12 protein-coding genes and 1 pseudogene are annotated in these 22,340 nt (G+C 71.7%); 8 read left to right on the top strand and 5 right to left on the bottom strand.

Features of this window, described 5'->3' with window-relative positions; genetic code table 11:
- Window positions 1-8: 8 nt before the first annotated feature.
- Window positions 9-1,715: a DUF1800 domain-containing protein gene (locus tag EV148_RS01615; RefSeq protein ID WP_158287266.1), complete on the bottom strand. Its 1,707-nt coding sequence runs from the start codon at window positions 1,713-1,715 to the stop codon at window positions 9-11.
- A 237-nt stretch (window positions 1,716-1,952) separates the two neighbouring features.
- Between EV148_RS01615 and EV148_RS01610 the strand changes: the two genes are divergently transcribed.
- Window positions 1,953-3,131: an FAD-binding domain gene (locus tag EV148_RS01610; protein WP_131992473.1), complete on the top strand. Its 1,179-nt coding sequence runs from the start codon at window positions 1,953-1,955 to the stop codon at window positions 3,129-3,131.
- A 66-nt stretch (window positions 3,132-3,197) separates the two neighbouring features.
- Here the strand turns inward: EV148_RS01610 and EV148_RS01605 are convergent, their stop codons facing one another.
- The gene (locus EV148_RS01605; RefSeq protein ID WP_131992470.1) at window positions 3,198-3,959 is read right to left on the bottom strand and encodes a hypothetical protein; all 762 of its coding nucleotides are present in this window, start codon (window positions 3,957-3,959) and stop codon (window positions 3,198-3,200) included.
- 194 nt (window positions 3,960-4,153) lie between these two features.
- Here EV148_RS01605 and EV148_RS01600 point away from each other — a divergent pair, with 194 nt between their 5' ends.
- From EV148_RS01600 to EV148_RS01570, 5 genes are all read left to right on the top strand, one after another.
- A complete protein-coding gene (locus tag EV148_RS01600) occupies window positions 4,154-5,386 on the top strand; it encodes a M23 family metallopeptidase (RefSeq protein WP_158287265.1) in 1,233 nt (410 codons plus the stop codon).
- A gap of 35 nt (window positions 5,387-5,421) precedes the next feature.
- Window positions 5,422-7,287: an insecticidal delta-endotoxin Cry8Ea1 family protein gene (locus tag EV148_RS01595; RefSeq protein WP_158287264.1), complete on the top strand. Its 1,866-nt coding sequence runs from the start codon at window positions 5,422-5,424 to the stop codon at window positions 7,285-7,287.
- Window positions 7,280-11,485 carry a choice-of-anchor Q domain-containing protein gene (locus tag EV148_RS19035; RefSeq protein ID WP_158287263.1) on the top strand — a complete coding sequence of 1,402 codons (4,206 nt, stop codon included), beginning with the start codon at window positions 7,280-7,282 and terminating at the stop codon, window positions 11,483-11,485. The genes EV148_RS01595 and EV148_RS19035 overlap by 8 nt, the downstream gene beginning before the upstream one ends.
- Before the next feature lie 167 nt (window positions 11,486-11,652).
- Complete coding sequence (locus tag EV148_RS01575; RefSeq protein ID WP_131992461.1) at window positions 11,653-12,216, top strand: ECF-type sigma factor; 564 nt, start codon at window positions 11,653-11,655, stop codon at window positions 12,214-12,216.
- A complete protein-coding gene (locus EV148_RS01570; protein ID WP_131992458.1) occupies window positions 12,213-15,011 on the top strand; it encodes a serine/threonine-protein kinase in 2,799 nt (932 codons plus the stop codon). Before EV148_RS01575 ends, EV148_RS01570 begins: the two co-directional genes overlap by 4 nt.
- Before the next feature lie 76 nt (window positions 15,012-15,087).
- On the opposite strand, the gene EV148_RS19030 is transcribed toward EV148_RS01570, so the two are convergent.
- Both EV148_RS19030 and EV148_RS01560 read right to left on the bottom strand, forming a co-directional pair.
- Window positions 15,088-16,749 (bottom strand): collagen-like domain-containing protein, encoded by a 1,662-nt coding sequence (locus EV148_RS19030; RefSeq protein ID WP_199222691.1) that lies wholly within the window; start codon window positions 16,747-16,749, stop codon window positions 15,088-15,090.
- Between the two features lie 2 nt (window positions 16,750-16,751).
- Window positions 16,752-17,063 (bottom strand): hypothetical protein, encoded by a 312-nt coding sequence (locus EV148_RS01560; protein WP_131992455.1) that lies wholly within the window; start codon window positions 17,061-17,063, stop codon window positions 16,752-16,754.
- Window positions 17,064-17,483: 420 nt separating this feature from the next.
- Here EV148_RS01560 and EV148_RS01555 point away from each other — a divergent pair, with 420 nt between their 5' ends.
- Window positions 17,484-18,569 (top strand): glucose 1-dehydrogenase, encoded by a 1,086-nt coding sequence (locus EV148_RS01555; RefSeq protein WP_131992452.1) that lies wholly within the window; start codon window positions 17,484-17,486, stop codon window positions 18,567-18,569.
- Window positions 18,556-20,304: pseudogene (locus tag EV148_RS01550) on the top strand (glycoside hydrolase family 15 protein); the annotation flags it as partial. The gene EV148_RS01555 and the pseudogene EV148_RS01550, both read left to right, overlap by 14 nt.
- A 354-nt stretch (window positions 20,305-20,658) precedes the next feature.
- On the opposite strand, the gene EV148_RS01545 reads toward EV148_RS01550, so the two are convergent.
- Window positions 20,659-22,110: a hypothetical protein gene (locus EV148_RS01545; RefSeq protein ID WP_131992446.1), complete on the bottom strand. Its 1,452-nt coding sequence runs from the start codon at window positions 22,108-22,110 to the stop codon at window positions 20,659-20,661.
- Window positions 22,111-22,340: the final 230 nt, after the last annotated feature.

Raw genomic sequence — 22,340 nt, 5'->3', positions numbered from 1 at the left:
GGGCTCCTTCAGCGCTGCGTCGCGAATTCGGGGGAGGTGGCGATGAGGTACGCCGCGTTCTGCACGCGCGCGAGCGTGTCGCTCGCCGGGATCGCGGCGAGGCGCGTCGCGATGAGCTGGCGCAATGCGGGCGACATGCCGCCTCCGAGCAGGAGCTCGTCGAGGCGCCCGATCAATGCGCCGCTGCCCGTCGTCGCGAGCCACGTACGCCAGCGCTCGAGGTGCAGCACGCGCACGCCGGGGTCGACCTCTTCGAGTTCGCCGCCGGCGTAGCCGTAGAACACGCGGCCGTCGACGTCGTTGGCGAGGCGGATCGCGAAGTTGGCCGAGACGATCTGCATCTCCGGCGCGACGAGGCCGGCGCCGGCGAGCGTGCCCGCCGGCGCGTGGCGCGGCGAGAAGAAGTTGAACACCGACGGCGAATACAGCGGCGACTGGTTGTGCGACTCATGGATCTCGCGATCGTCGGGGAACAGCGTGTCGCTCTGCCAGGTCACGTCGAACGCGCGCCACAGCGCGGTCACGCGCAGCAGCGGCTCGCGCACCTTGCCGAACGTCGCCGGCGCGAGGCGATGGCCGACGCGCGCCTCCGGGTCGAGCAGGATCGCGCGCACGACCGCGCCGAGATTGCCGCGCACGCCGTGGCCGTCGTCGGCGAACACCTGGGCGACGCGCGCGACGTAGGCGGGCGATGGGTTGCTCGTCACCAGCCGCTGGATCAGCTGGCGGCCGAGGAACGGGCCGACGTTCGGATGCTGCGCGAGCGCATCGAGCGCGGACGCGAGGTCGCTGCGTGCGTCGCGCCCGGCGCCGAGCACGATGCCGTCGAACAGGCGCTTCTCGTCGCGATCGTGGTACGCCTCGTACGGCACCATCGAATGTTCGGTGCTGCAGGTGAATGTCTCGACCACGAACGGGTCGGCGCTGCAGTCCTGGCCGGCCGCGCAATGGCAGGCCCAGCCGGTGAACACGCGTGCGAGCGCGCGCACCACGCTGCCGTCGTAGGTCGGCACCGTCGCGCCATTGACGAGCACCGGCGAGCCGTCGGGATTGAGCTTGACGAGGCCGATCGAGAACAGCTGCATCACCTCGCGCGCGTAGTTCTCGTCGGCCTGGATGTTGTTCGCCGCATCGGGCTTGCGGTTGCGGTACATGCTGAGATACCGGCCCATCGCGGGCGACAGCGTGACGTCCTCGAGCAGTTGCCGGTAGGTGCCGAACGCGTCGCGCACGAGGATGTCGTGGTAGGCGCCGAGCGCGAGGCCGTCGTCACCGAGCGTGTTGCCGCGTTCGGACACGACGAGGATCTCGCTCAGCGCGAACGCGACGCGCTGGCGCAGCTGGTCGGGCGCGCTCGCGGCGGCGACGAACCACGCCTGGCGATAACGATGGAACGGCAGGTGCGCGAGCGGGTCGGTCACGCCTTCGACGCTGCGCATGTACGGCAGCGCGTAGGTCGCGGGCAGCGCGATCTGCTGGTCGATCCAGCGGTCGTAGTCGCTGTCGGCGAGTTCGTCGATCGCCGCTTCGCTCGGCCCGAACGTCGCCTGGGTGAGGAAGCGCGCGGCCTCGCCGCGGCTCGCCGGTTGGAGCGAGCCGGCGTCGAAGCCGTCGCGCAGGATGAGGTCGTGCTCGCGCGCGCCGGCGGCGCCCGCGAACGTGAGGAACGCGACGAGCGCCGCCACCGCGGCGCCGGAATGATCGAGGATGCGCATGTTGCCCCCTGTGGTCGCGGCGCAGCACGGATCGGCGCGATCGCGCCGCCGTGTGCCGCCGCCCATCGCAGACGGGACGCGGTGGTCGTTCCCATCATGCGCATCGACGAACCGAGACGCTGGTGCGACGAAGCGTTGGCGGCCCTCGCATGCAGGGGCCGCATCAGCCCCGCGTTCACGCGAGGTTGCGCGCGCACCCGAATACTCGCCGGCGTGTACCGCCGCCGGGCGATCCGCATGCGCGTCGCGATCAACGGAGCCGGCATCGCCGGACCGACCCTCGCCTGGTGGCTGCAGCGCGCCGGGCACGAGGTCATCCTCGTCGAACGCGCGCCAGCCGTGCGCGAGGGCGGCTATGTGGTCGACTTCTGGGGCCTCGGCTATGACATCGCCGAGAAGATGGGCCTCGTGCCGGATCTGCGCGCACTCGGCTATCCCGTGCGCGAGGTGCGCTACGTCGACGCACACGGGCGCCGCCGCGGCGGCTTCGACGTCGAGGTATTCAGGCACCTCACCCACGACCGCTTCACGAGCCTGCGCCGCAGCGACCTCGCGGCGACGATCTTCGGCGCGCTCGGCGACGCGGTCGAGACCCGCTTCGGCGATTCGATCGCGTCGATCGAGGACGGCCCGGGCGGCGCGCGCGTGCACTTCGAGCGCGGCGATGCGCGCGACGTCGACGTCGTCGTCGGAGCCGACGGCTTGCACTCGCGCGTGCGCGCGCTCGCGTTCGGCGCCGACGACGTCGCCGAGGTCTCGCTCGGCTACCACGTCGCCGCGTTCGACGCGATCGGTTATCGGCCGCGCGACGAACTCACCTACGTCAGCCACGGCGTCGCCGGCCGGCAGGTCTCGCGCTTCGCGATGCGCGACGACCGCAGCCTGTTCCTGTTCGTGTTCGCCGATGAGCACTTGCGCGAGCGCGAGCCGTCGGACGACGCCGAGCGCAAGCGCGTGCTCACCAACGTGTTCGCCGACGTCGGCTGGGAATGTCCGGCGATCCTCGACGCGATGGCCGGCGCCGGCGAGGTGTATTTCGATCGCGTCAGCCAGATCCGCATGCCGGCGTGGACGAAGGGGCGCGTCGCGTTGCTCGGCGATGCGGCCGCCTGCGTGTCGCTGCTCGCCGGAGAAGGCACCGGCCTGGCGATGGTCGAAGCCTACGTGCTCGCCGGCGAACTCGACCGCTGCGGCGGCGACATCGCCACCGCGTTCGCGCGCCATGAAACGCTGCTGCGGCCCTTCCTCGCCGGCAAACAGGCGGCCGCGGTGCGATTCGCCTCGTCGTTCGCGCCGAAGACCGCGCCCGGCGTGCTCGTGCGTGACTGGGTGACGCGCCTGCTGCGCATTCCGGCGATCGCCGATTACTTCATCGGCCGCGACCTGCGCGACGACCTCGTGTTGCCCGACTATTGACGAGCCCCCGCGCGCCCGGCAGCGATGCCACGCTCACGCGCAATGTCCGTCGCTCTGCCGCCGCGTTCAAGCCGATGGCATGAAGTCGAAGCCGTCTTCGAATACGACATCGTCGACCAGGGTGACGACGACCTCGGCCGTCGTCGTGTGTTCGCCCGCGATGACGAGCGTCGCCGTTTCCGCTGCACTGCCGCCGATCACGATCGTGCAGCTCGCGGCGGGCGCCAATGGCGCCGCGCAGCTGCCGAGGTCGACGAGGATGGAACTCGCGGGCGGTACCTCGACCGCCAGACCCTCCGCGGCGACGGGCGAATCGGCCGCGTTGTCGACGGTGATCACCGCGGTGCTTCCGACCGCGATCGTCAGCGCCGCCGGCGTCGCGGCGATCGTCGCCACCTGCGCCGGCAGCAGCGTCACGTGCAGTTGGGCGTCCGCCGTGGGCTGCCAGCACGCGAGCGGATTGTCGTTGATGCATACGAGCGGTCCGCCATGGACGTCGCCGTTCATCGCGCTGCCGGTGAAATGCAGCGCGAGCACGCACGACGCGTGCGCGGCGAGCACGAACGGCGCGGTGCAGTGGCCGCTGCCGGGCTCGAGCGCGACGCCCGCGATCGGCGTCATCGCGAATGCATGCGCCAAGTTCGACTGGTTCGTCGCGAGGTACTGGACGACCGCCTCGCCATCGGCCGGCAACGTCAGCGTCGTCGCCGTGAGCGGTGTCAGCGTGACCACCGGCTGGCCGGCCGTCGCAGCGGCCGGGTACACGGGCGCGAGGGCGAACGCGATGCCCGCGAGGCGGCGCGCCATCGAAGGCGACAGGTCGTTCATGACAGGCTCGGTCCGGCAGCGGAGCCGCTGATCTCCGGCCCCGGGACATTCGAGGATACCGGTATCCACGGCCCGGCGGCGGCCGCATGGCGTGCACCCGCGGCACCCGCATCGACGGTGCTGGCGATGATCCTCGCCGCCGCGTTCCTGCGCGTACTGCCCCGACGCCCGGAAGAACCGGGCCGGGACCTGTCATGAAGCGATCGCGACCGCTGTACCTCGCCGCCGCGGCGGCGGCCCTGTTCACGACCGTCGCCGCGCGCGCGGCGATCACCCTCGAACTGCATGACCCGCCGGGCGTGCAGCCGACCGCGGCGGGACGCGCGCTCGTCTACGAGGTCAACCTGCGCAACCTCGACGCCGGATGTGCACGGCTCGTCGACGTGCGAGCCCAGGGCGGCGCGCTCGAGCGGCGTTACCACGGGCCGGCGATCGCGGCCAATGCGCTCGTCTACGACGCGACGATGCATCCGTTGCCCAATCCCGCGCCGGGCGAGACGGAGCCGCATCCGGTCGACGTGCCCGCGGGTGGCGGCGCCGTGCTGTACTTCTTCCTCGTGCTCGCCGATGGCGCACCCGCGCCGGTCGCGCTGCGCCACACCTTCACGGTGACCGCCTGCGACGACGCCGGTGGCACGCCGCGCACCATCGTCGATGAAACGCCGTTGCCGCAGGCCGGGCCGGTGGTCGTGGGCCTGCCGTTCCGCGGGCCGGGCTGGGTCGCGGGCGATTCGGTCAATCCGACCGGCGTGCACCGACGCACGCTGATCCCGATCCGCGGCGCGGACGGCGCGTACGTCACCGGCGCATTCCACGTGCCCGAGCGCTATGCGATCGACTGGGTCGTCGTCGACGACGCGGCGCGCCGCGCGGTCGGTCCGCTCGACGCCAACGCGAGCTATCTCGCCTACGGCCGCGAGATCCTCGCCGTCGCCGACGGCACGATCTCGAAGACGCGCGACGGCATGCCGCAAGGCACGCCGCCGTTCAATCCCCCCGGACAGACGACCGAGACCGCGGCCGGCAATTTCATCATGCAGGACATCGGTGGCGGCCACTACGCGTTCTACGCACACCTGCAGCCGGGCAGCCTGCGCGTGCACGAAGGCGACCGCGTCGCGCGCGGCCAGGTCATCGCGTTGCTCGGCAACAGCGGCAACTCGAGCGAAGCGCACCTGCACTTCCACGTGTCCGACGCGAACGATCCGCTGATGTCCGAAGGCGTGCCGTTCGTGTTCGACCGCTTCCGCGAAACGGGCCAGGCCGATGGACTCGACGAGGCGACCGGCCTGTTCGACGACGTCGCGCGCGATGCGCCGGTCACGCGGCTGCTGTCGATGCCGCGCAGCTATTCGATCGTGGATGCCGATCCGGCGCCGCCGGCGCCGTTCGAATGGGCGTTTCCGCTTTCGCATTGCACGCCGTGAGCGGCGTTCCGCAACGCATGTCATCCGGGGGAATCATGAAGGCTGGCGGCAATGGACACGCAGGGGCCGCGCGGTCGAGCGGCGCGACCGAGGCAACGCGCCGCCGCGCGCTGAAGCTGCTCGCGGGCGGCGCGTGCGCGGCACTGTTCGGCGCGCCGGCGCGATTGCCCGCGGCGGTCGCCGCCGCGTTCGCGCCACCGGCGTCGAACGACGCGCCCGCTGCCGCCGACGATCCGCTGATCTCGGTCAAGTCGACCCTTGCCATCGTCGGCTCGATACTCTCCGCAGCCAGCATGGTGTCGCCGCTCGCCGGCGTCGGCGGCATCTTCTTCGGCCTGTTCACGACGCTCGTCGGCCTGTTCTGGCCGAACGCCGGGCCTGGCGCCGACGACCTGTGGCAGGTGATCCGTGCGCGCGTGAGCCAGCTGGTCGACAGCGCGATCAGCGACGCCGAATTCGCCGCGCTGCAGAACGCGATCGCCGGCCTGCAGGCGAACCTCACCGATTACGCGAGCCTGCAGCAGATCCACCTGCAGCTCGGCAGCGCACAGTCGCTCGCCGACCTGCGCCAGAAGTACATCGCGGTCGACGCGTTCTGCATCGGCATCCGCCCGCAGTTCCTGCCGCAGGGGCGCGAGGAGCGATTCCTGCCGCTGTTCGCCGCGTTCGCGACCCTGCACCACATGCTGCTGCAGGACATGGTGCTGAACGGCAAGCGCTACGGCGTGGAGCCGGGCCTCGTCGCCGGCGACGTCGCCAAGCTGCAGCAGGTCGTGGCGACGAACGGCGTGACGTTCGACCACCACTGGGAAGGCGTGCGCTTCCGCTTCATCAACAACCCGATATTCCTCGGCGACCAGAACGCGCCGGTCACGGCGACGCGGATCAGCGCGCCTTCCGGCAACCGCACCTACATCGAGGATGGCCTCTACGACAAGCTCAAGTCGGCGCACGCCACGTTCGCGCAGCTGACCGTGCTGGCCAAGGATTTCCGCGACCTCTGGCCCGCCATGGGCGGGCTGCGGAAGGGCCCGGTCGCGCTCACGCGCGAGCTCTGGCTCGGCCCGTACGGCAAACCGGACGCGCTCGAGCTGCCGGGCGACTACAGCGCGATCCGGCCGTACGACGGCTCCATCGTCCCGGGACTCAACGTCTGGCAACGCACGAGCGGGTACGCCGCCGCCGCGATCCCCGAGCCGTCGCCGCTCGCGCCGCCGAGCAGCGTCGGCTTCGACCTCATCGATTTCCATCGTGCGGACGGCGACGACTGGCGCTTTCCGGCGCAGCCACGCGTCGTGCGCGATCCGGGCATCGCGATGGCGCATGGGCCGATCACCCGCGTGCGCGTCGACACCGGCCACTACGTCAGTCGCGGCGTGTCGGGGTCGAGCGCGTCGATACCGGCCGCGGGGCACCTGGTCGCGCAGGTCTACTTCTGGCACGAGGACGGCACCGAGGTCACCCATGGCGGTCTCGCGACCGGCCCGGGTGGCGACGGCCGCGAGATGAAGTACTACGTCGGAGAGGACGTGGCGATCCCGTCGAGCCACGTGTTGTCCGGCATGCACGTGTGTACGCGCGTGAACAATCTCTACCACCACCTCGGGGCGAACAGCCTGTCGAGTATCGGCAGCATTATGTTCGGTTTCAGGCTGAAGGACCCGAGCCTGGCGCCGACGCCGGCGCTGCTCGTGCACCTCGCCGCGACGCATCCGCTCGGCCTGGATGTCGACGCGCTGCTCGGCGTCGCGGCGGCGAGTGCCGCCGCGAACGGTCGCCGCTTCGACGAGGCGGCGCGCGCGTCGCTGCGCGCGACGCTGTCGCGCGAGCTTTCCGGCGTGGCGTTCGCGGATCGTCGTGCGGCGTTTCGCGCACGCCTGGAGGGCCGCGCGCATGGATGATCGAATTGCCGGCCGCGTGCATGCATCGACCGCGCCCCGGCGCGCGTCCGCGCGTGCGCGTGCATGGGCTGCCGCGCTCGCGCTGTGCGCGGCGACGGCATCGCACGCGGCGACGCTCACCGTCACGACGAGCAACGAGGCCGCATCGCTCGACAGCCGCGAGTGCAACGGCGCTGCCTGCGTCACCTTGCGCGATGCGATCAACGTCGCCGCGCCCGGCGACACGATCGTGTTCGCGCCGTCGCTGGACGGGCAGACGATCGCGCTGACGCTGCATGCACGCAGCGAAGCAGGGGCGAGCGCATTCGTGATCGCCGGTGCGCACGCGAGCCTGACGATCGACGCCGCGCGGGGCATGCGATCGGGCGTGCGCATCGTGCGCGCGAGCGCCGCTGCACCGTTCCGCCTGTTCGAAGTCGGCACGGGCGCGATGCTGACGCTGCGCGGTCTCGCTCTCGGCCAGGGCTTCGCCGTCGGCGGTGGTTCGGGCTTCGGCGGCGGCGGGCTCGGCGCGGGTGGCGCGATCTTCAATCGCGGCACCGTGTTCGTCGAGCGCTGCACGTTCTTCGCCAACCGCGCGCAGGGTGGGCGAGCCGGTGATCCGGACGACGGCCTGTACGGCGGCGGCGGCATGGACGACTTCGCGCGCTCGGCGAGCGGCGGTGGCATCAACGGCGGCGCGGCTGGCGCGGTCGGCTATCGCTTCGACCACGCGGTCGGGCCGATCGGCAGCTATGTCGCCAGCGACGGCGGCCAGGGCGGTGCGGGTGGCTTCGGCGGCGGTGGCGGACGGGGCGGGGATCCCGGCGACAGCATCCACGTCGGTGGCGCCGGTGGCGCGGGTGGCTTCGGCGGTGGCGGCGGCATGGCCGCCGGAATCCATGGCGCGGCAAAAGGCGGCGCGGGTGGCTTCGGTGCCGGCGCCGGAGGCGGCGTCTTCAACGGCACCGGCGTGCCGGGCGGCTTCGGTGGTGGAACGTCGTATGGCGGCATGGGCAGTGGCGACGGCGGCGGCGGTGCCGGCCTCGGTGGCGCGATCTTCAACGATGCGGGCCGTGTCTCCGTGTTCGCCAGCACGTTCACCGGCAACAGCGCGAGCGGTGGTGCCGCCGATGTGCATCAGGGCCGGGGTAGTGGCTACGGCGGGGCGATCTTCAACTATGCAGGCACCCTGCAGGTGGGTTACGCGACGCTCGCCGGCAACGGCGTCGCCGCCGGCACCACGGGGCGTGACGGCGCGGCCGACGGCGGCGCGATCTACAGTCTTGCCGACGCCGGCTGCGCCGCCGGCGGCAATGCCTGCCCCGGCGGTGGCGTCGCCCGGTTCTCGATGGACAACACGATCGCCGCGCGCAGCGGCAATGGCGCGCGTGACGTCGTCGTCGTCGCGCTCGGCGGCGCCACCAGCTACACGAGCGGCGCCGGCAACCTCGTCATGTCGCAGGACGGTTTCACCGGCGGCATCGTTTCGACGGACGATCCGCAGCTCGTCGCGAGCGGTGGTGGCGGCGGGCTTGCGAGCGTACTCGTGCCGGGCGCCGGCAGCGCGGCGATCGACCATGCGTCCACCTGCACCAACTCCGGCTACCTCGACCAGCGCGGCGTCGTGCGCCCGCAAGGCGCGACCTGCGACATCGGCGCGGTCGAGGTCGAGTTGCCGCCGCAGCAGTTCGTCGGCAGCGTCACGGTGACGACGAACGCGGACCAGGTCCTCGTCGACGGCCGATGCTCGCTGCGCGAAGCGGTCGGCATGATCAACGGCAGCGCGCCCAACCCCGATTGCCCGGTCATCGCGAGCGACTACAACCGCATCGGTTTCGACCTCGCCGCCGGCGAGCGCACGATCCTGCTGGGCGAAGGCGCACTCGCATTCGCGCCGAGTGCGTCCGTCGTCGTCGACGGCTCCGGCGCCGAAGGCCTCGTGCTCGACGGCGATGTGTACTGCCACCGCGCGGTCACACTCGCCGGTGGCGCGCAGGTCGCGCTCATGCACCTGGCGCTGACGCGCGGCGGGGGTTGCGATCCCGTCGAGCTCGACGGTGGCACCGTCTTCAACGAGGGCACGCTCGTGCTGTTCGACGTGCGCATCAGTGGCGGCGCGGCCAACGGCAGGGGCGGTGCGATCGCCAACCGTGGCTGGCTCGGCATCGCCGACTCGGAACTCGCGCACAACCAAGCGAGGTACGACGGCGGCGCGATCGACAATGCCGGCGAGCTTGCGATGTACCGTGTGCGGCTGCACGACAACTTCGCCGGCAGCAACGGCGGCGCACTCGCCCTCGCCGCGGGTCATGCGCAGGTGCTCGACAGCACGTTCGAACAGGATCGCGCGCAAGCCGATGGCGGCGCGGTATGGCTGGCCGCGACCGCGACGCTCGACCTCGCCGGCAGCACGTTCGCCGGCAATGCGGCCGACGACGGCTTGAACGCGACATCCCGTGGCGGCGCGATCGCGAGCGATGGCGCGGCGACCATCGCCAACGCCACCTTCCGCGACAATCGCGCGCACGGCGACGGCGGCGCGCTGTTCGTCGGTGCCGGCACGACCACGGTGACGGCGGCGACGTTCGCCGCCAACGTCGCGCTCGACGCATCCGCGCTGCCGCACGACGGCGCCTCGCTGCACGCCGGGGGCGGCACGCTCGCCGTGCGTGCAACGGTCGTCGACGACGGCGCCGGCAGTTGCCACGGCGCGATCACCGACGGCGGTGGCAATCTCGCCGCCGACGATGCGGGCTGCACGGGGTTCGCGCCGGGCGATCCGATGCTCGGTGCGCTCGCCGACAATGGTGGGGCGACACCCACGCTGCTGCCCGCGGCGGGCAGTGCCGCCATCGACGCGATCGACTGCACGGACCTGCCGGCGACCGACCAGCGCGGCACCGGCCGACCCCAGGGCGCGCGCTGCGACATCGGCGCGGTCGAGGTCGCGGCGCCGGTCGAGCTCGCCGTCGAAGTCGTCGGCGACGGCCGCGTCGACGCGGCGGCGACGCCGGCGCCCTGGAGCGGCGCGATCGCCGGCTGCGACACCGCTGGAGGATCGTCCTGCAGTGCGACCTACGTGCAGGGCAGCGTCGTCACCTTGATCGCGCAGGCGGCGACCGGCTACAGCTTCGCCGGCTGGAGCGGCGAAGCGTGCATCGGTGCCGACGACGGCACGGCGACGGTTACCCTCGATGTCGGGCGCACCTGCACGGCGACCTTCACGCGCAACGCCGGGCCGACCAGCCTCGTCGCGAGCCTGTCGCCGGGCACCTCGGTGTTCGGCGAGGCCGTCACGATCGACGTCGAGGTCCATCCCGCGCCGGGCCACGCGGTGCCGACCGGTACCGTCACGCTCGTCGTCGACGACATCGACTACACGCTGCCGCTGGACGACGCCGGCCACGCGACCGCGACCTCCGATGTCGCGACGATCGGCACGCATGCCATCGGCGTGAGCTACGCGGGCGACGCGGCGAACCTGCCGTCCGGTCCGCTCGCGCTCACGCTCGACGTCGTGCCCGCGGCGACGACGGTCGCGATCGACCCGCCGCTGCCTTCATCCGTTCCGCTCGGCATGCCGATCGGGGTCGCCGCGCGGATCGCCGTCGTCGCGCCGGGGCAGGGCGAGCCGGCCGGGACGATCGAGGTGAGCGCCGACGACGGTGGCACCTGCAGCTACGATCCCGCCCTCGAATCCGGTTGCACGCTGACCTTCGCGCAGGCCGGCAAGCGCACGATCACCGCACACTACCTCGGCAATGTCGAGTTCGCCCCGAGCGTGGGCGCGCCGGTCGTCGTCACCGTCATCGGCAAGGGCAGCGTCGCGCTGGACGTGTCCGACGGCAGTGACTATGCGCGCTACGGCGGCACCAACATCTATCTCGTGCGCGTCGACAACACGACCTCGAGCGACGTCGCCGGGCTCGCGCTGGCCGGTGGCGACACCGATGGACTCGATGGCGCGAATGGCCAGTGGTGCGAGTTCGACCAGGACGCCGAATGCGCTCCCGCGGTCGCCGGGCCGTTCGCGATCGGCAGCCTCGTCGTTCCCGCGCACACGACGCGGAGCTGGGCCGTGACGATTCCGGTGCGCGCCGACGCAGCCGGCGCGACGGTCGACTGGCCCGTCACGCTGAGCGGCCCGGCCTTGCCCGCGCCGGTCGTGCGCACGGATTCGGATTGGCTTGTGCTGTTCCGCGACGGCTTCGAGTGAGCCCCAGCGCGCGGGTCCGCGCGCGCGGACCCGCTTCGTGCGGCGCGCGTGCGCGGGGAGGTGCGCCGGCGCGCGCCAACGACCCCGTGCCGTCCGGCTCGCGATACCGCTTCACGGATTGCTATGCTGGGACCCGTGAACGGCGAGGCCACCCCACAGCGAGGTCCATGAGCGACGCGTTCGATCCCGAAGAGATCGCCGCGCTGCTCGATCGTTGCGGCGAGGGCGACGCGGCCGCACTGGCGCACGTGACGCCGGTCGTCTACGCGGAACTCAAGGCGCTCGCCTCACGCGCGCTGCGCGGCGAACGCGAAGGCCACACGCTGCAGACGACGGCGCTCGTCAACGAGGCCTGCCTGCGCCTGTTCGGGCAGCGCCGCCTCGAGCCGGGCAACCGCGCGCAGTTCGCGGCGCTCGCCGCGCAGGCGATGCGGCGCGTGCTGGTCGACCATGCGCGCCGGCTCGCCGCCGCCAAGCGCCCGAGTTCCGATGCGCGCGTGTCGATCGACGAGATCGATCTCGCGATGGCCGAGGTCGACCTGGTCGGGCTCGACGAGGCGCTCCGGCGCCTGTCGGCGATCAATCCACGCCAGGCCCGCGTGGTCGACCTGAAGTTCTTCGCCGGCATGGAACTGGACGAGATCGCCGACGTGCTCGACGTCGCGCGTCCGACCGTCGTGCGCGACTGGCGCATGGCGCGCGCCTGGCTGCAGCGCGAACTCGGCGGATGAGCGTCGAGGAGGACGAGCGCTACCAGCGTGCACAGGCGATCGTGCACGAGCTGCTGGAACTCGACCCGCCGTTGCGCGCGGCGCGCATGCAGCGGGCCTGCGCCGATGACGACGCGTTGCGCCGCGAGGTCGAATGGCTGCTCGAAGCGGTCGACGACGACAGCGGTGCGGGCGCGCTCAAACCCGCGATCGACGCGCTCGCACGCGTGCTGCTCGCCGACGCGCGCGTCGAGGCGGTCGCGCCGCGCCGGTATCGCCTCGTCGAGCGGCTCGGCGAAGGCGGCATGGGCCAGGTCTGGCTGGCCGAACGCGACGATGGCACGACCCGCCAGCGCGTCGCGTTGAAGATGTTGCGCGCGGGAGCGCCGGGGGAGCGCGAACTCGCGCGTTTCCTCGCCGAAGGACGCATCCTCGCCGGCCTCAACCATCCGAACATCGCCCATCTCGTCGACGCCGGCCGCGGTGCCGACGGCGCGCCGTTCCTCGCGATGGAATACGTCGAGGGCGAGCGCATCGATCGCTGGTGCGACGCGCGCCGGGCGGGCCTGCGCGAGCGCATCGAGCTGTTCCTCAAGGTCTGTGCGGCCGTCGAGTACGCGCATGCGCGGCTGGTCATCCATCGCGACCTCAAGCCGGCGAACATCCTCGTCGGCGCGGGCGGCGAGCCGAAGCTGCTCGATTTCGGCATCGCGCGCCTGCTCGACGACGCGCCGGGCGCGAACGCGACCACCGTCGTGCGCGCGATGACGCTCGCCTATGCGAGCCCGGAACAGATCGAGGGCAAGCCGCTCGGCACCGCGACCGACATCTATTCGCTCGGCATCGTGCTCTACGAAGTGCTCGCCGGCACGCGGCCGTTCGCGCACGTGGAGTCCGAACATGCACGCACGAGCGCGATCCTGTCCGGCGACGTCGAAGCGCCGAGCCGCGTCGCGCGGCGCGCGGCGGTGGGGCGCGACGCGCGGCTGCGCCGCATACCGGTCGACGTCGACGCGATCGTGCTGAAGGCGCTGCGACGCGAGGCGGAACGGCGCTACGCATCGGTCGCCGAACTCGCCGACGACCTGCGCAACTACCTCGCCGCGCGGCCGGTGCTCGCGCGGCGCGATGCGTTCGGTTATCGCACGCGCCGCTTCCTCTGGCGCAACCGCTGGCCGCTCGCCGCCGCGGTGCTCGTGGCCGCACTCGCCGGCGGGTTCACGTGGAGGACCGTGCTCGCCGAGCGCGACGCGCGCCTCGCCGCGGACGTCGCCGGAAAGACCACGGACTTCCTCGTGTCGACGTTCGCACTGTCCGACCCGACCAGCGCCGGTCGGCACGACTTCACCGCGCGTGAAGTACTCGACCAGGGGCGGGCGCGGATCGAAACCGAACTGGCCGGCCAGCCGCGCGCACGCGCGCGCCTGCTCGAAGCGCTCGGCAACGCCTATCGAGGCATCAACGAAGGCAACGCGGGCGCGCCGCTGCTCGAGGAGGCGGCACGGCTCGCCCTCACCCCGGCGGTGGACGAGCCGCTCGCGGCGGCGCGCAGCCTGCGCGCGAAGGCGCTTGCGATCCTCGGCGCGCGCGGATCATCCGATGAAGCCGAGCAGGCGGCCCGGCGTGCGCTCGACCTCGTGCTGCGCCATGGCGCCGGTGACCTTCGCCTGCTCGCCGATGCATACGGCACGCTCGCGCAGGCGCTCGACGCCGCGGGCAAGGCCCCGCAGGCGATGGCATCCGCGCGACGCGCGCTGGAATTGCGCGAAGCGTCGCACGCCGCGCCGCCGGAGATCGCGCAATCGCTGCTCGACATCTGCACCGTGACGTCGGACGTCGGCGAGCATGCGGCCGCGGTACCGTACTGCGAGCGCGCACTGGCGCTTCATGCCTCCGCCGGGTCGACGCACACGAACGCGTACCGCCTCGCGTTGCGCGAGTACGAGAACGCCTTGCTCTATGCCGGCGACTACGCCAAGGCCCTCGCCACGCGTCGCGATCGCCTCGCCCTGACGCGCGAGCTCTTCGGGGAGGACAGTGCGGTGCTCGCGATGGACCGCGTCGTGTTCGCCGTGACGCTCGCCGAGCATGGCCTGTTCGACGAGGCGGCCGGATCGCTCGCCGCGGGACTGCCGGTGATCGAGCGCCGCAACGGCAGGCAGAGCACGCAGTACGCATTGGCGATCTTCGATGCGGGCTGGATCAAGTACCTGCTCGGCGAGTTCGATGCCGCGGTGCCGCTGCTGCGCGAAGCCTTGCGCATCTACGAGGCGGCTGTCGGCAGCAAGGACAACGACCGCCTGCCGGTATTGCGCGTCGATCTCGCGATCGCGCTGATCGATGCCGGCCATGCCGGCGCGGAGGCGCGCGCACTGCTGGAATCGGTCATCGAGGCGCGCAGCGCCGCGCAACCGGACACGAGCGAGCTGGCCTACGCGCGGCTGCCGCTCGCGCGCTGGCACGTGGCGCATCGCGAGTATGCGCAGGCCGAATCATTGCTCGACCAGGTCGAGGCGGTCGGTACGCGGGTCGAGCCGGAGCTGCATGCGCGCGCCGCCGCGACGCGCGCGACCATCCTGCGCGCACGCGGCGATGACGCCGGCGCGCTGGCGCACGACCGCCGCGCGTACGAACTGAACCTGCGTGACGTCGGCGCAGGGCATCCGCGCACCGCCTATTTCGCGCTGGCGTACGCACGCGCGCTGCGCGCCGCCGGCAACGCGCGCGAAGCCGAATCGCTCGAGCGTGACGCGCGGCCGATCCTCGAACAGGCGTACCCGGCGGATTCGGCCTACCGGCGCGTCGGACGAAACTGAGCGCAGGGCAGTCCGTTGCGCGGTCGTTCCGGCATGGCCGGCGTTGCGCCGGCCGTGCCGCTACGACGCACTCGCCTCAGCGATGCACCGGCGAGACGAACAGGGGCGACGGATCGCTCGTGATCTTCGTGAAGATGCTGCCGGGGCCACCCGCCGTTGCCGCTGTGCCGATGTTGCCGCTGTTGCCACCCGCGCCGGCGGAACCGCCGCCGCCGCCACCGAACGCGGTATTCGCGTTGCTGTTGGTGCCCGCACCCGCCGCGCCGCCGCTGACGTTGATCGTGCCGTTGCTGATCGTCGGCGCGAGCAGGTTGACGACGCCACCGCCGCCGCCGCCCGATGCGGCCGAGCCGGTCGTGCCGCCGAGCGCATCGGCGCCCTTGCCGCCGGCCGCGCTGATCGTGCCGCCGTTGCTGATGCCGGTCTTCGAGGCGAGGATGATGATGCCGCCGCCACCGCCGCCGCCGCCGTTGCTCGTCGACGGAATCGCAGCCACGCCGACCGCGCCGTCCGCGCGGATCGCACCACCGGCGCCGACCGTGATCGTGCCTTGGGCGAGGATCACGATCGTGCCGCCGCCGCCGGCGGGCGTCTGCACGCCGCCGTTCACGAACGGGCCGATGCCGCCGCCCGCGGGGCCGGGGCTCACGCCGAGGCGCGCGAACAGCGGGCTCGCCGCGCCGCCGCCGACGCCGACGTTGTTGTTGCCGAGCACAGCGGCCGAACTGCCGATGCCCGCGCCCGCGTTCGTATTGGTCGCGACGACGATCTGGCCATTGATCGCGACGTTGCCGGTCGCGCGGATCACGAGGCCGCTCGGCACGGTGAGCGTGCCGGTCACGGTGAGGTTGGTGAACTGCAACGTGCTCGCCGGCGGCGAGGCGGTCCAGTCGACGGTGCCGAACGTACCCGCGCCATCGGAGCCGTCGCCATAGACGTTCGCGACGCCGGCGGGACCCGCCGGGCCGGTGGCGCCCTGCACACCCTGCGGTCCCTGCACGCCTTGTGGTCCCTGCGGTCCGGTGGCACCGGGAGCGCCCGCGGGGCCGGCCGGTCCCGTCGCACCCTGCGCGCCGGCCGGGCCGGTCGGGCCCTCGGGGCCCATCGGGCCGATCGGACCCTGCACGCCCTGGGGGCCCTGCGCGCCCGTGGCGCCGGTCGCGCCAGCAGGGCCGGTCGCGCCCTGCGGTCCCGTCGGACCGATCGGACCTGCGGCGCCGGTCGGCCCCGTGTTGCCCTGCGGCCCCGTCGGACCCATGGCCCCCGCGGGGCCCGTCGCGCCCTGCGGACCGGTCGGACCGGCATCGCCCTGCGGGCCCGCCGGGCCGGTCGGTCCTGCGGGACCGGGGTTGAGCGAGTACTGCGCGACCGGCACCGCGGACACCGCCTGGCGGCCGGCGAGGGTTTCCTGGTTGGCGCTCGTCGTGCCGACCTTGATCTCGAGCCAGTACTGCGTGCCGTTGAACACGGGCCCGAAATCGAGATCGGTGGTGAACAGGCCGTCGACGACCGTGATCGACTGCTGGATCGGCGTCGTGCCGATCACCTGCGCACCGCCGCTTTCGGCGTCGAACAGGGTGAAGGTGAACACGTAGGTGCCGTTGGCGAGCGTGCCGCTCGCATTGAGCTGGCCCTGGTAGGTGAACGCGCTCGACTGCGGCGCGAGCGGCGCCGCGACGGCGCCCTGCAATGCGCAGGCGAGCGCGAGCGCGATCAGCTTGGACGGAAAACGTTTCATCGTCAGCACCCCTCGAATCCGCTGAAGAACATCTGGTCCGGCGGATTCGCCGCGGCCGTCCAGAAACCGGAAATCACTTCCATCGTCGGCCCGCTCGAATAGCCGGGCGCGGCTTCGCCGACGCTGCCGGCGACGCGGTAGCACGCGCCGCGCAGCCGCGCCGCGCCTGAACTGATGCGATGGAAGCCGATCGAATACGTCGGCGTGCCTGCGCGGCTGTCGCTGACCGGCGAGGCGAGCAGCACGGCGCATGCGCCGAATGCGATCGCGGGCGCGAGCAGCCGCGCGCGCCTGCAAAGGCGCGTCGTGAACATGTGCATCGATTCCCCCTGTGGAGTCGAGTAGGCCGAGTATACGCACCTGCCGCGAACATTGTCGCCCGGCGCGACAGCGAAGCCGCACGCCGTCGCTGATGCGCAAAGGCGGATCAGCCGCTGCGCGGCTTGATCCACCCTGCCGGCGTTCGCGCAGCGCGAGCCGCGCCGGTCACCGGAAGCAGCGCGGCTTCCGGGGAAGCGGAGACCGAAACGCGAAGGGCGCGAAGGAAACACAGGAGATCACGATTGAAGCACGGAGCGCACGGAGAAGTAGCTCTCGACCAGAAAGGTCGCCTTCCGGTGTGCTCCGTGTTTCAAGCGACATTTTCTGTGTCCTTCGTATTCAATCTTTTGATCCTGACTTCGAACCCCGCCGCGATAAGGCGCGATTCAGTGCCGCAGGCGTAGTCGTGTCGCATGGACGCCGATCGCCGCCGCCGTGCCGTCACGTTCGTGCCCGGGATCGCGGGGTCGGCGCGACTCGAAACCTTGCCTGCGCCGGAGGCCGACGAAGGGGCGCTCGTCGTCGCGGTCGATGCGATCGGCGTGTGCGGAACCGATCGCGAACTGCTCGCGGGCGACTACGGCGAGGCGCCGCCGGGTCGCGAGCGCCTCGTGATCGGGCACGAATCACTCGGCCATGTGCTCGAGGCGCCGGACGGCAGCGGTTTCGCGCCGGGTGACGCGGTCGCGGGCATCGTGCGACGGCCGGATCCCGTGCCGTGCGCGCATTGCGCGATCGGCGAATGGGACCTGTGCGAGAACGGCCGCTACACCGAACGCGGCATCAAGGCGCGTGACGGTTATGGCGCGGAGATCGTGCGGATCGAGCCGGAGTTCGCCGTGCGCGTCGACCCTGCGCTCGGCATCGCGGGCGTGCTGACGGAGCCGGCGAGCGTCGTCGCCAAGGCCTGGGCCGAGATCGAGCGCTTCGCCGCGCGTTCTTCGGCGAGCACGATCCGCGACGTCTGGGTCACCGGCGCGGGACCGATCGGCCTGCTCGCCGCGATGATGGGCGCGCAGCGTGGTTGCGAGGTCGCCGTCTACGATCGCGCGGAGTCGGGCCCCAAGCCCGAACTCGTGCGCGAACTCGGCGCGCGCTACGCCACGGCGCGCACGCCGCCGCCGGCGAGCGCAACCTTCGACGTCGTCATCGAGTGCACGGGCGCATCGAGCGTGATCCTCGAGGCGATCCGCCGCCTGCGTCCGAACGGCATCCTCTGCCTGACCGGCGTCTCGCGCGCCGGCACGAAGACCGGCGTCGACGCGGGCGCGATAAATCGCGAGATGGTGCTCGAGAATGCCGTCGTGTTCGGTTCCGTGAACGCGCGCCGCGCGCACTACGCCGCGGGCGCGGCCGCGCTCGCCGCCGCCGACCGGCACTGGCTCAACCGGCTCGTCACGCGGCGCGTTGCGCTCGACGCCTGGCAGGACGCGTTCGCACCGCACCCCGACGACGTCAAGGTCGTGCTCGATTTCACCACGCGCCATGGCGCGCATTGAGGACTACGCGCTCATCGGCGACTGCGAGACGGCTGCGCTGGTCGGGCGCGACGGCGCGATCGACTGGTTGTGCTGGCCGCGCTTCGACAGCGACGCCTGCCTCGCCGCGCTGCTCGGCAAGGCCGACAACGGGCGCTGGCGCATCCGTCCGCGTGGCGCCCTGCGCTCGACGAGGCGCGCCTATCGTGGCGCGACGCTCGTGCTCGAGACCACGTTCGAGACGCGTACCGGCCGCGTGACGCTGGTCGACTTCATGCCGCCGCGCGGCGCCGCGTCCGACGTCGTGCGCATCGTGCGTGGCGACGAAGGACGCGTGCCGATGACGATGGACCTCGTGCTGCGGTTCGGTTACGGCGCACAGGTGCCATGGGTCGCGCAGCTCGGCGACGGTGCCCTGCGCGCGATCGCCGGGCCCGACAGCGTCACCTTGCGCACGCCGGTCGGCGTGCGCGGCGGCGGTGAGCGCATGACCGCCGCGTTCACGGTCGAACGCGGCGACGCGGTGCCGTTCGTTCTCACCTACGCGCGCTCGCACGAACCACCGCCGCGCGCGATCGAGCCGAAGATCGCGCTGCAACAGACCGAGGCGTTCTGGACCGCGTGGAGCGCGCGTTTCGAAGGCGAAGGGCGCTGGGGCTCCGACATCCGCCGTTCGCTCATCATCCTCAAGGCTCTCACCTATGCACCGACCGGCGGCATCGTCGCGGCGCCGACGACGTCGTTACCCGAGGCACTCGGCGGCGGTCGCAACTGGGACTACCGCTACTGCTGGGTGCGCGATGCGACCCTGTCACTGCTCGCGATGATGAACGCGGGCTTCTTCGAGGAGGCGGCCGCGTGGCGCGACTGGCTGCTGCGCGCGGTCGCTGGCAACCCGGGCCAGATGCAGATCATGTATGGCCTCGCCGGCGAGCGCCGGCTCACCGAATGGACGGTGCCGTGGCTCGCCGGCTACGAGGGTTCCGCGCCGGTCCGCGTCGGCAATGCCGCGCACGCGCAGCTGCAACTGGATGTGTACGGCGAACTCATGGACACGCTGCACCACGCACGCCGCGGTTCGCTGTCGACGAATGCATCGGGCTGGGACCTGCAGCGCGCGCTGCTCGAACACCTCGAGTCCGTCTGGCAGGAACCCGACGCCGGCATCTGGGAAGTCCGCGGCGAGCCGGCCGCGTTCACCTACTCGCGCGTGATGGCCTGGGTCGCCTTCGATCGCGCCGTGAAGAGCGTCGAACGCCTCGGCCTCGACGGGCCGGTCGCGCACTGGCGGCGCCTGCGCGATCGCATCCACCGCGAGGTCTGCGAGAAGGGCTACGACCGCCGCCGCAAGACCTTCGTGCGCAGCTACGGCAGCCGCCACCTCGACGCGAGCCTGCTGCTCATGCCGCAGCTCGGCTTCCTGCCGCCGCGCGATCCGCGCATCGTCGGCACCGTGGCCGCGATCGAGCGCGACCTGGTGCGCCGCGGCTTCGTGCTGCGCTACGACAGCGAAGCCGCCGGCGACGGCCTGCCCGCGGGTGAGGGCGCGTTCCTCGCTTGCAGCTTCTGGCTCGCCGACGCGTACACGATGCTCGGCCGCCGACGCGACGCCGAGCGCCTGTTCCGGCGCCTGCTCGCGATCCGCAACGACGTCGGCCTGCTGGCGGAGGAATACGACGTCGACGCGAAGCGCCTCGTCGGAAATTTCCCGCAGGCGTTCTCGCACATCGCGCTGATCAACACGGCGCTCAACCTGCGCCGCATCGCGCCCCCCGCCGAACAACGCGCCGACCGCAGCGCCGGGCAGGTCGACGCCGGCACGCGCGCGGGTGCGCGAGCGCCGAGGCTGAATACCAAGCGCCGCACGAAGCCGGGCAAAACCGATTGAACCACGAAGGACACGAAGGAAAAGCGGAAAGCCGGCAAGAATTCGACACGGGCCACGCGCAGCAGACCGGCACGGCTCCACATTCGAGCGCAGGGCCGGGGCACGCCACGAAGGAGGCGAGGCAGGGATATCAGGCGTTCGCCATTCCCTGCGGCCGCTCTTCCTTCGTGTCCTTCGTGTTTCAGTCTTTCCGCTTTCCGCTTCTGTTCCCAGCCGAGCGGCTCAGTGCACGACGAGCCCGTCGAAGCCGTTGGCGAAGATGACGTCGCGGACGAGGCGCGTGACGACGTGGTCGGCGTCGGGGACCGGGAAGATGTAGTCCCAGAGGCGTGCGCCGCCGACGAGCACGCGGTCGTCGGCATCGACGAGCAGTGACATCGGCCAGCCTTGCGGCTGCACCAGCGAGGGATATTCGAACGATATCGTCGCGGTCGGTCCGTTGCCGGCAGCGTCGAACTGGAGCACCGATTGCAGGCTGTCGGAGATGTAGTCGTCCGGCACGAGGCCGTTCGACGGCGTCGACACGAGCAGGTCGCCGTTCGGGCGCACGGCGAAGTCGGTCACCTGCAGGTTGATGCCGGCATCCACGTGCGAGAGGCCGTCGACGCCGAACCCGGGCGACCGCGTGCCGTCCGGCTGCAGCGAAAGGAGCAGGATGCCGGTGATCGAGTTGAAGAACTCGTCGTCGTGGTTCGCGTTGCCGGCGGCGACGATGCGGCCGTCGTCGTACACGTGCAGCGCGCGCACGGTGAGTTCGTCGCTGTGCACGCCGTTCTGCAGCGATGCCCATGCGAAGCCGCCGTCGCCGAATGCGCCGTCCGGCGCGCCGGTGGCCGGGTCCAGCGCGAGCACGTACGCCTTCGTGCCGCGGTCGTACTGCGCGGAGCCGCCGACGAGGATGTCGCCGTTCCCGGCGAAGGCGGCTGCATAGGCGAAGTCCCAACTGTCCTCGATGAGGTTGGGGTCGTACACGACGGAGCCCGGGAGCGGGCCGCTGCCGTCGCCGAAGCCCGGGTCGAGCGCGCCGGTCGCGGCATCGAGCTTGGCGACGACGATCGCGCTCGAATGGCCGCTCTTGCCGCCCGGATCGGTGTTGCCGATCACGTACAGCGCGCCGTTTCGTTCGAGGATGCGCGCGCCGTCGCTGTTGAAGCCCGGTGCATTGAGCGGCAGCTCGACCGAGCCCGCGTCGCCGAAGCCCGCGCAGGGCGTGCCGTCGAGCATGACGCAGGCCGCGACCGCATCGCCGAGCCCGCCATCGAGGTAGTGGATGCCGGTGAGATAGAAGCGATCCTCGACGAGGATCACGTCGCGGATGAGATTGATCGCGGTGTCGGCAAGGCGCTTGCCGCCGTCGCCGTAGCTGGGGTCCAGCACGCCGTTCGCGTCGAGGCGGGCGATCGCGAAGCGGTCGCCGTTGGCGTCGGTGCGATGGAAGCCGGTCATCCAGGTGCCGCCGCCGTCGGCAGGGATCAGCCGCACCACTTCGTCCCAGGTGCCGGCGTCGTCGTTGTAGTTGACGACCGTGTAGCCGCCGGTGGTGCCGAACGACGAGTCGACCACGAGGTCGGTGCCTATCGACGTGCCGATGACGTCGGCACGGGTCGGGGCCGCGGTGAACGCGGCGGCGGCAGCGATCGCGAAAGAACCAATGCCAAGGACGGATGTGCGCATGCGGACCTCTGATCTGATCTGCGAAGGCAGCCAACCCACGAGGCTTCGAGGCACGCGGGCGGCGGCGCCGGAAGCCCACGATCGTCGACACGCCACGCGGCCCTGTCAAACGAATCGGCCGGCAGATTTATGCCATGGCAGAAATGAGCCACCCTCGGCGGAGCCGTCGGCTGCTCGACCCCGATGCCGGCGCCGCATGGCTGCGCCAGGCGGGCTCCGAGCGCATCGAG

Origin of the sequence: Dokdonella fugitiva (assembly GCF_004342425.1) — a bacterium.
Taxonomy (GTDB): Bacteria; Pseudomonadota; Gammaproteobacteria; order Xanthomonadales; family Rhodanobacteraceae; genus Dokdonella_A; species Dokdonella_A fugitiva.
Note: the sequence above shows the minus strand (reverse complement) of the source record. Positions and strands in the feature narration are given on the sequence as shown.

Bases quoted from the DNA above. Each gene is read 5' to 3' on its own strand.
- EV148_RS01615 (WP_158287266.1), bottom strand. From the start codon at position 1,715: ATGCGCATCCTCGATCATTCCGGCGCCGCGGTGGCGGCGCTCGTCGCG.
- EV148_RS01610 (WP_131992473.1), top strand. From the start codon at position 1,953: ATGCGCGTCGCGATCAACGGAGCCGGCATCGCCGGACCGACCCTCGCC.
- EV148_RS01605 (WP_131992470.1), bottom strand. From the start codon at position 3,959: ATGAACGACCTGTCGCCTTCGATGGCGCGCCGCCTCGCGGGCATCGCG.
- EV148_RS01600 (WP_158287265.1), top strand. From the start codon at position 4,154: ATGAAGCGATCGCGACCGCTGTACCTCGCCGCCGCGGCGGCGGCCCTG.
- EV148_RS01595 (WP_158287264.1), top strand. From the start codon at position 5,422: ATGAAGGCTGGCGGCAATGGACACGCAGGGGCCGCGCGGTCGAGCGGC.
- EV148_RS19035 (WP_158287263.1), top strand. From the start codon at position 7,280: ATGGATGATCGAATTGCCGGCCGCGTGCATGCATCGACCGCGCCCCGG.
- EV148_RS01575 (WP_131992461.1), top strand. From the start codon at position 11,653: ATGAGCGACGCGTTCGATCCCGAAGAGATCGCCGCGCTGCTCGATCGT.
- EV148_RS01570 (WP_131992458.1), top strand. From the start codon at position 12,213: ATGAGCGTCGAGGAGGACGAGCGCTACCAGCGTGCACAGGCGATCGTG.
- EV148_RS19030 (WP_199222691.1), bottom strand. From the start codon at position 16,749: ATGAAACGTTTTCCGTCCAAGCTGATCGCGCTCGCGCTCGCCTGCGCA.
- EV148_RS01560 (WP_131992455.1), bottom strand. From the start codon at position 17,063: ATGTTCACGACGCGCCTTTGCAGGCGCGCGCGGCTGCTCGCGCCCGCG.
- EV148_RS01555 (WP_131992452.1), top strand. From the start codon at position 17,484: ATGGACGCCGATCGCCGCCGCCGTGCCGTCACGTTCGTGCCCGGGATC.
- EV148_RS01545 (WP_131992446.1), bottom strand. From the start codon at position 22,110: ATGCGCACATCCGTCCTTGGCATTGGTTCTTTCGCGATCGCTGCCGCC.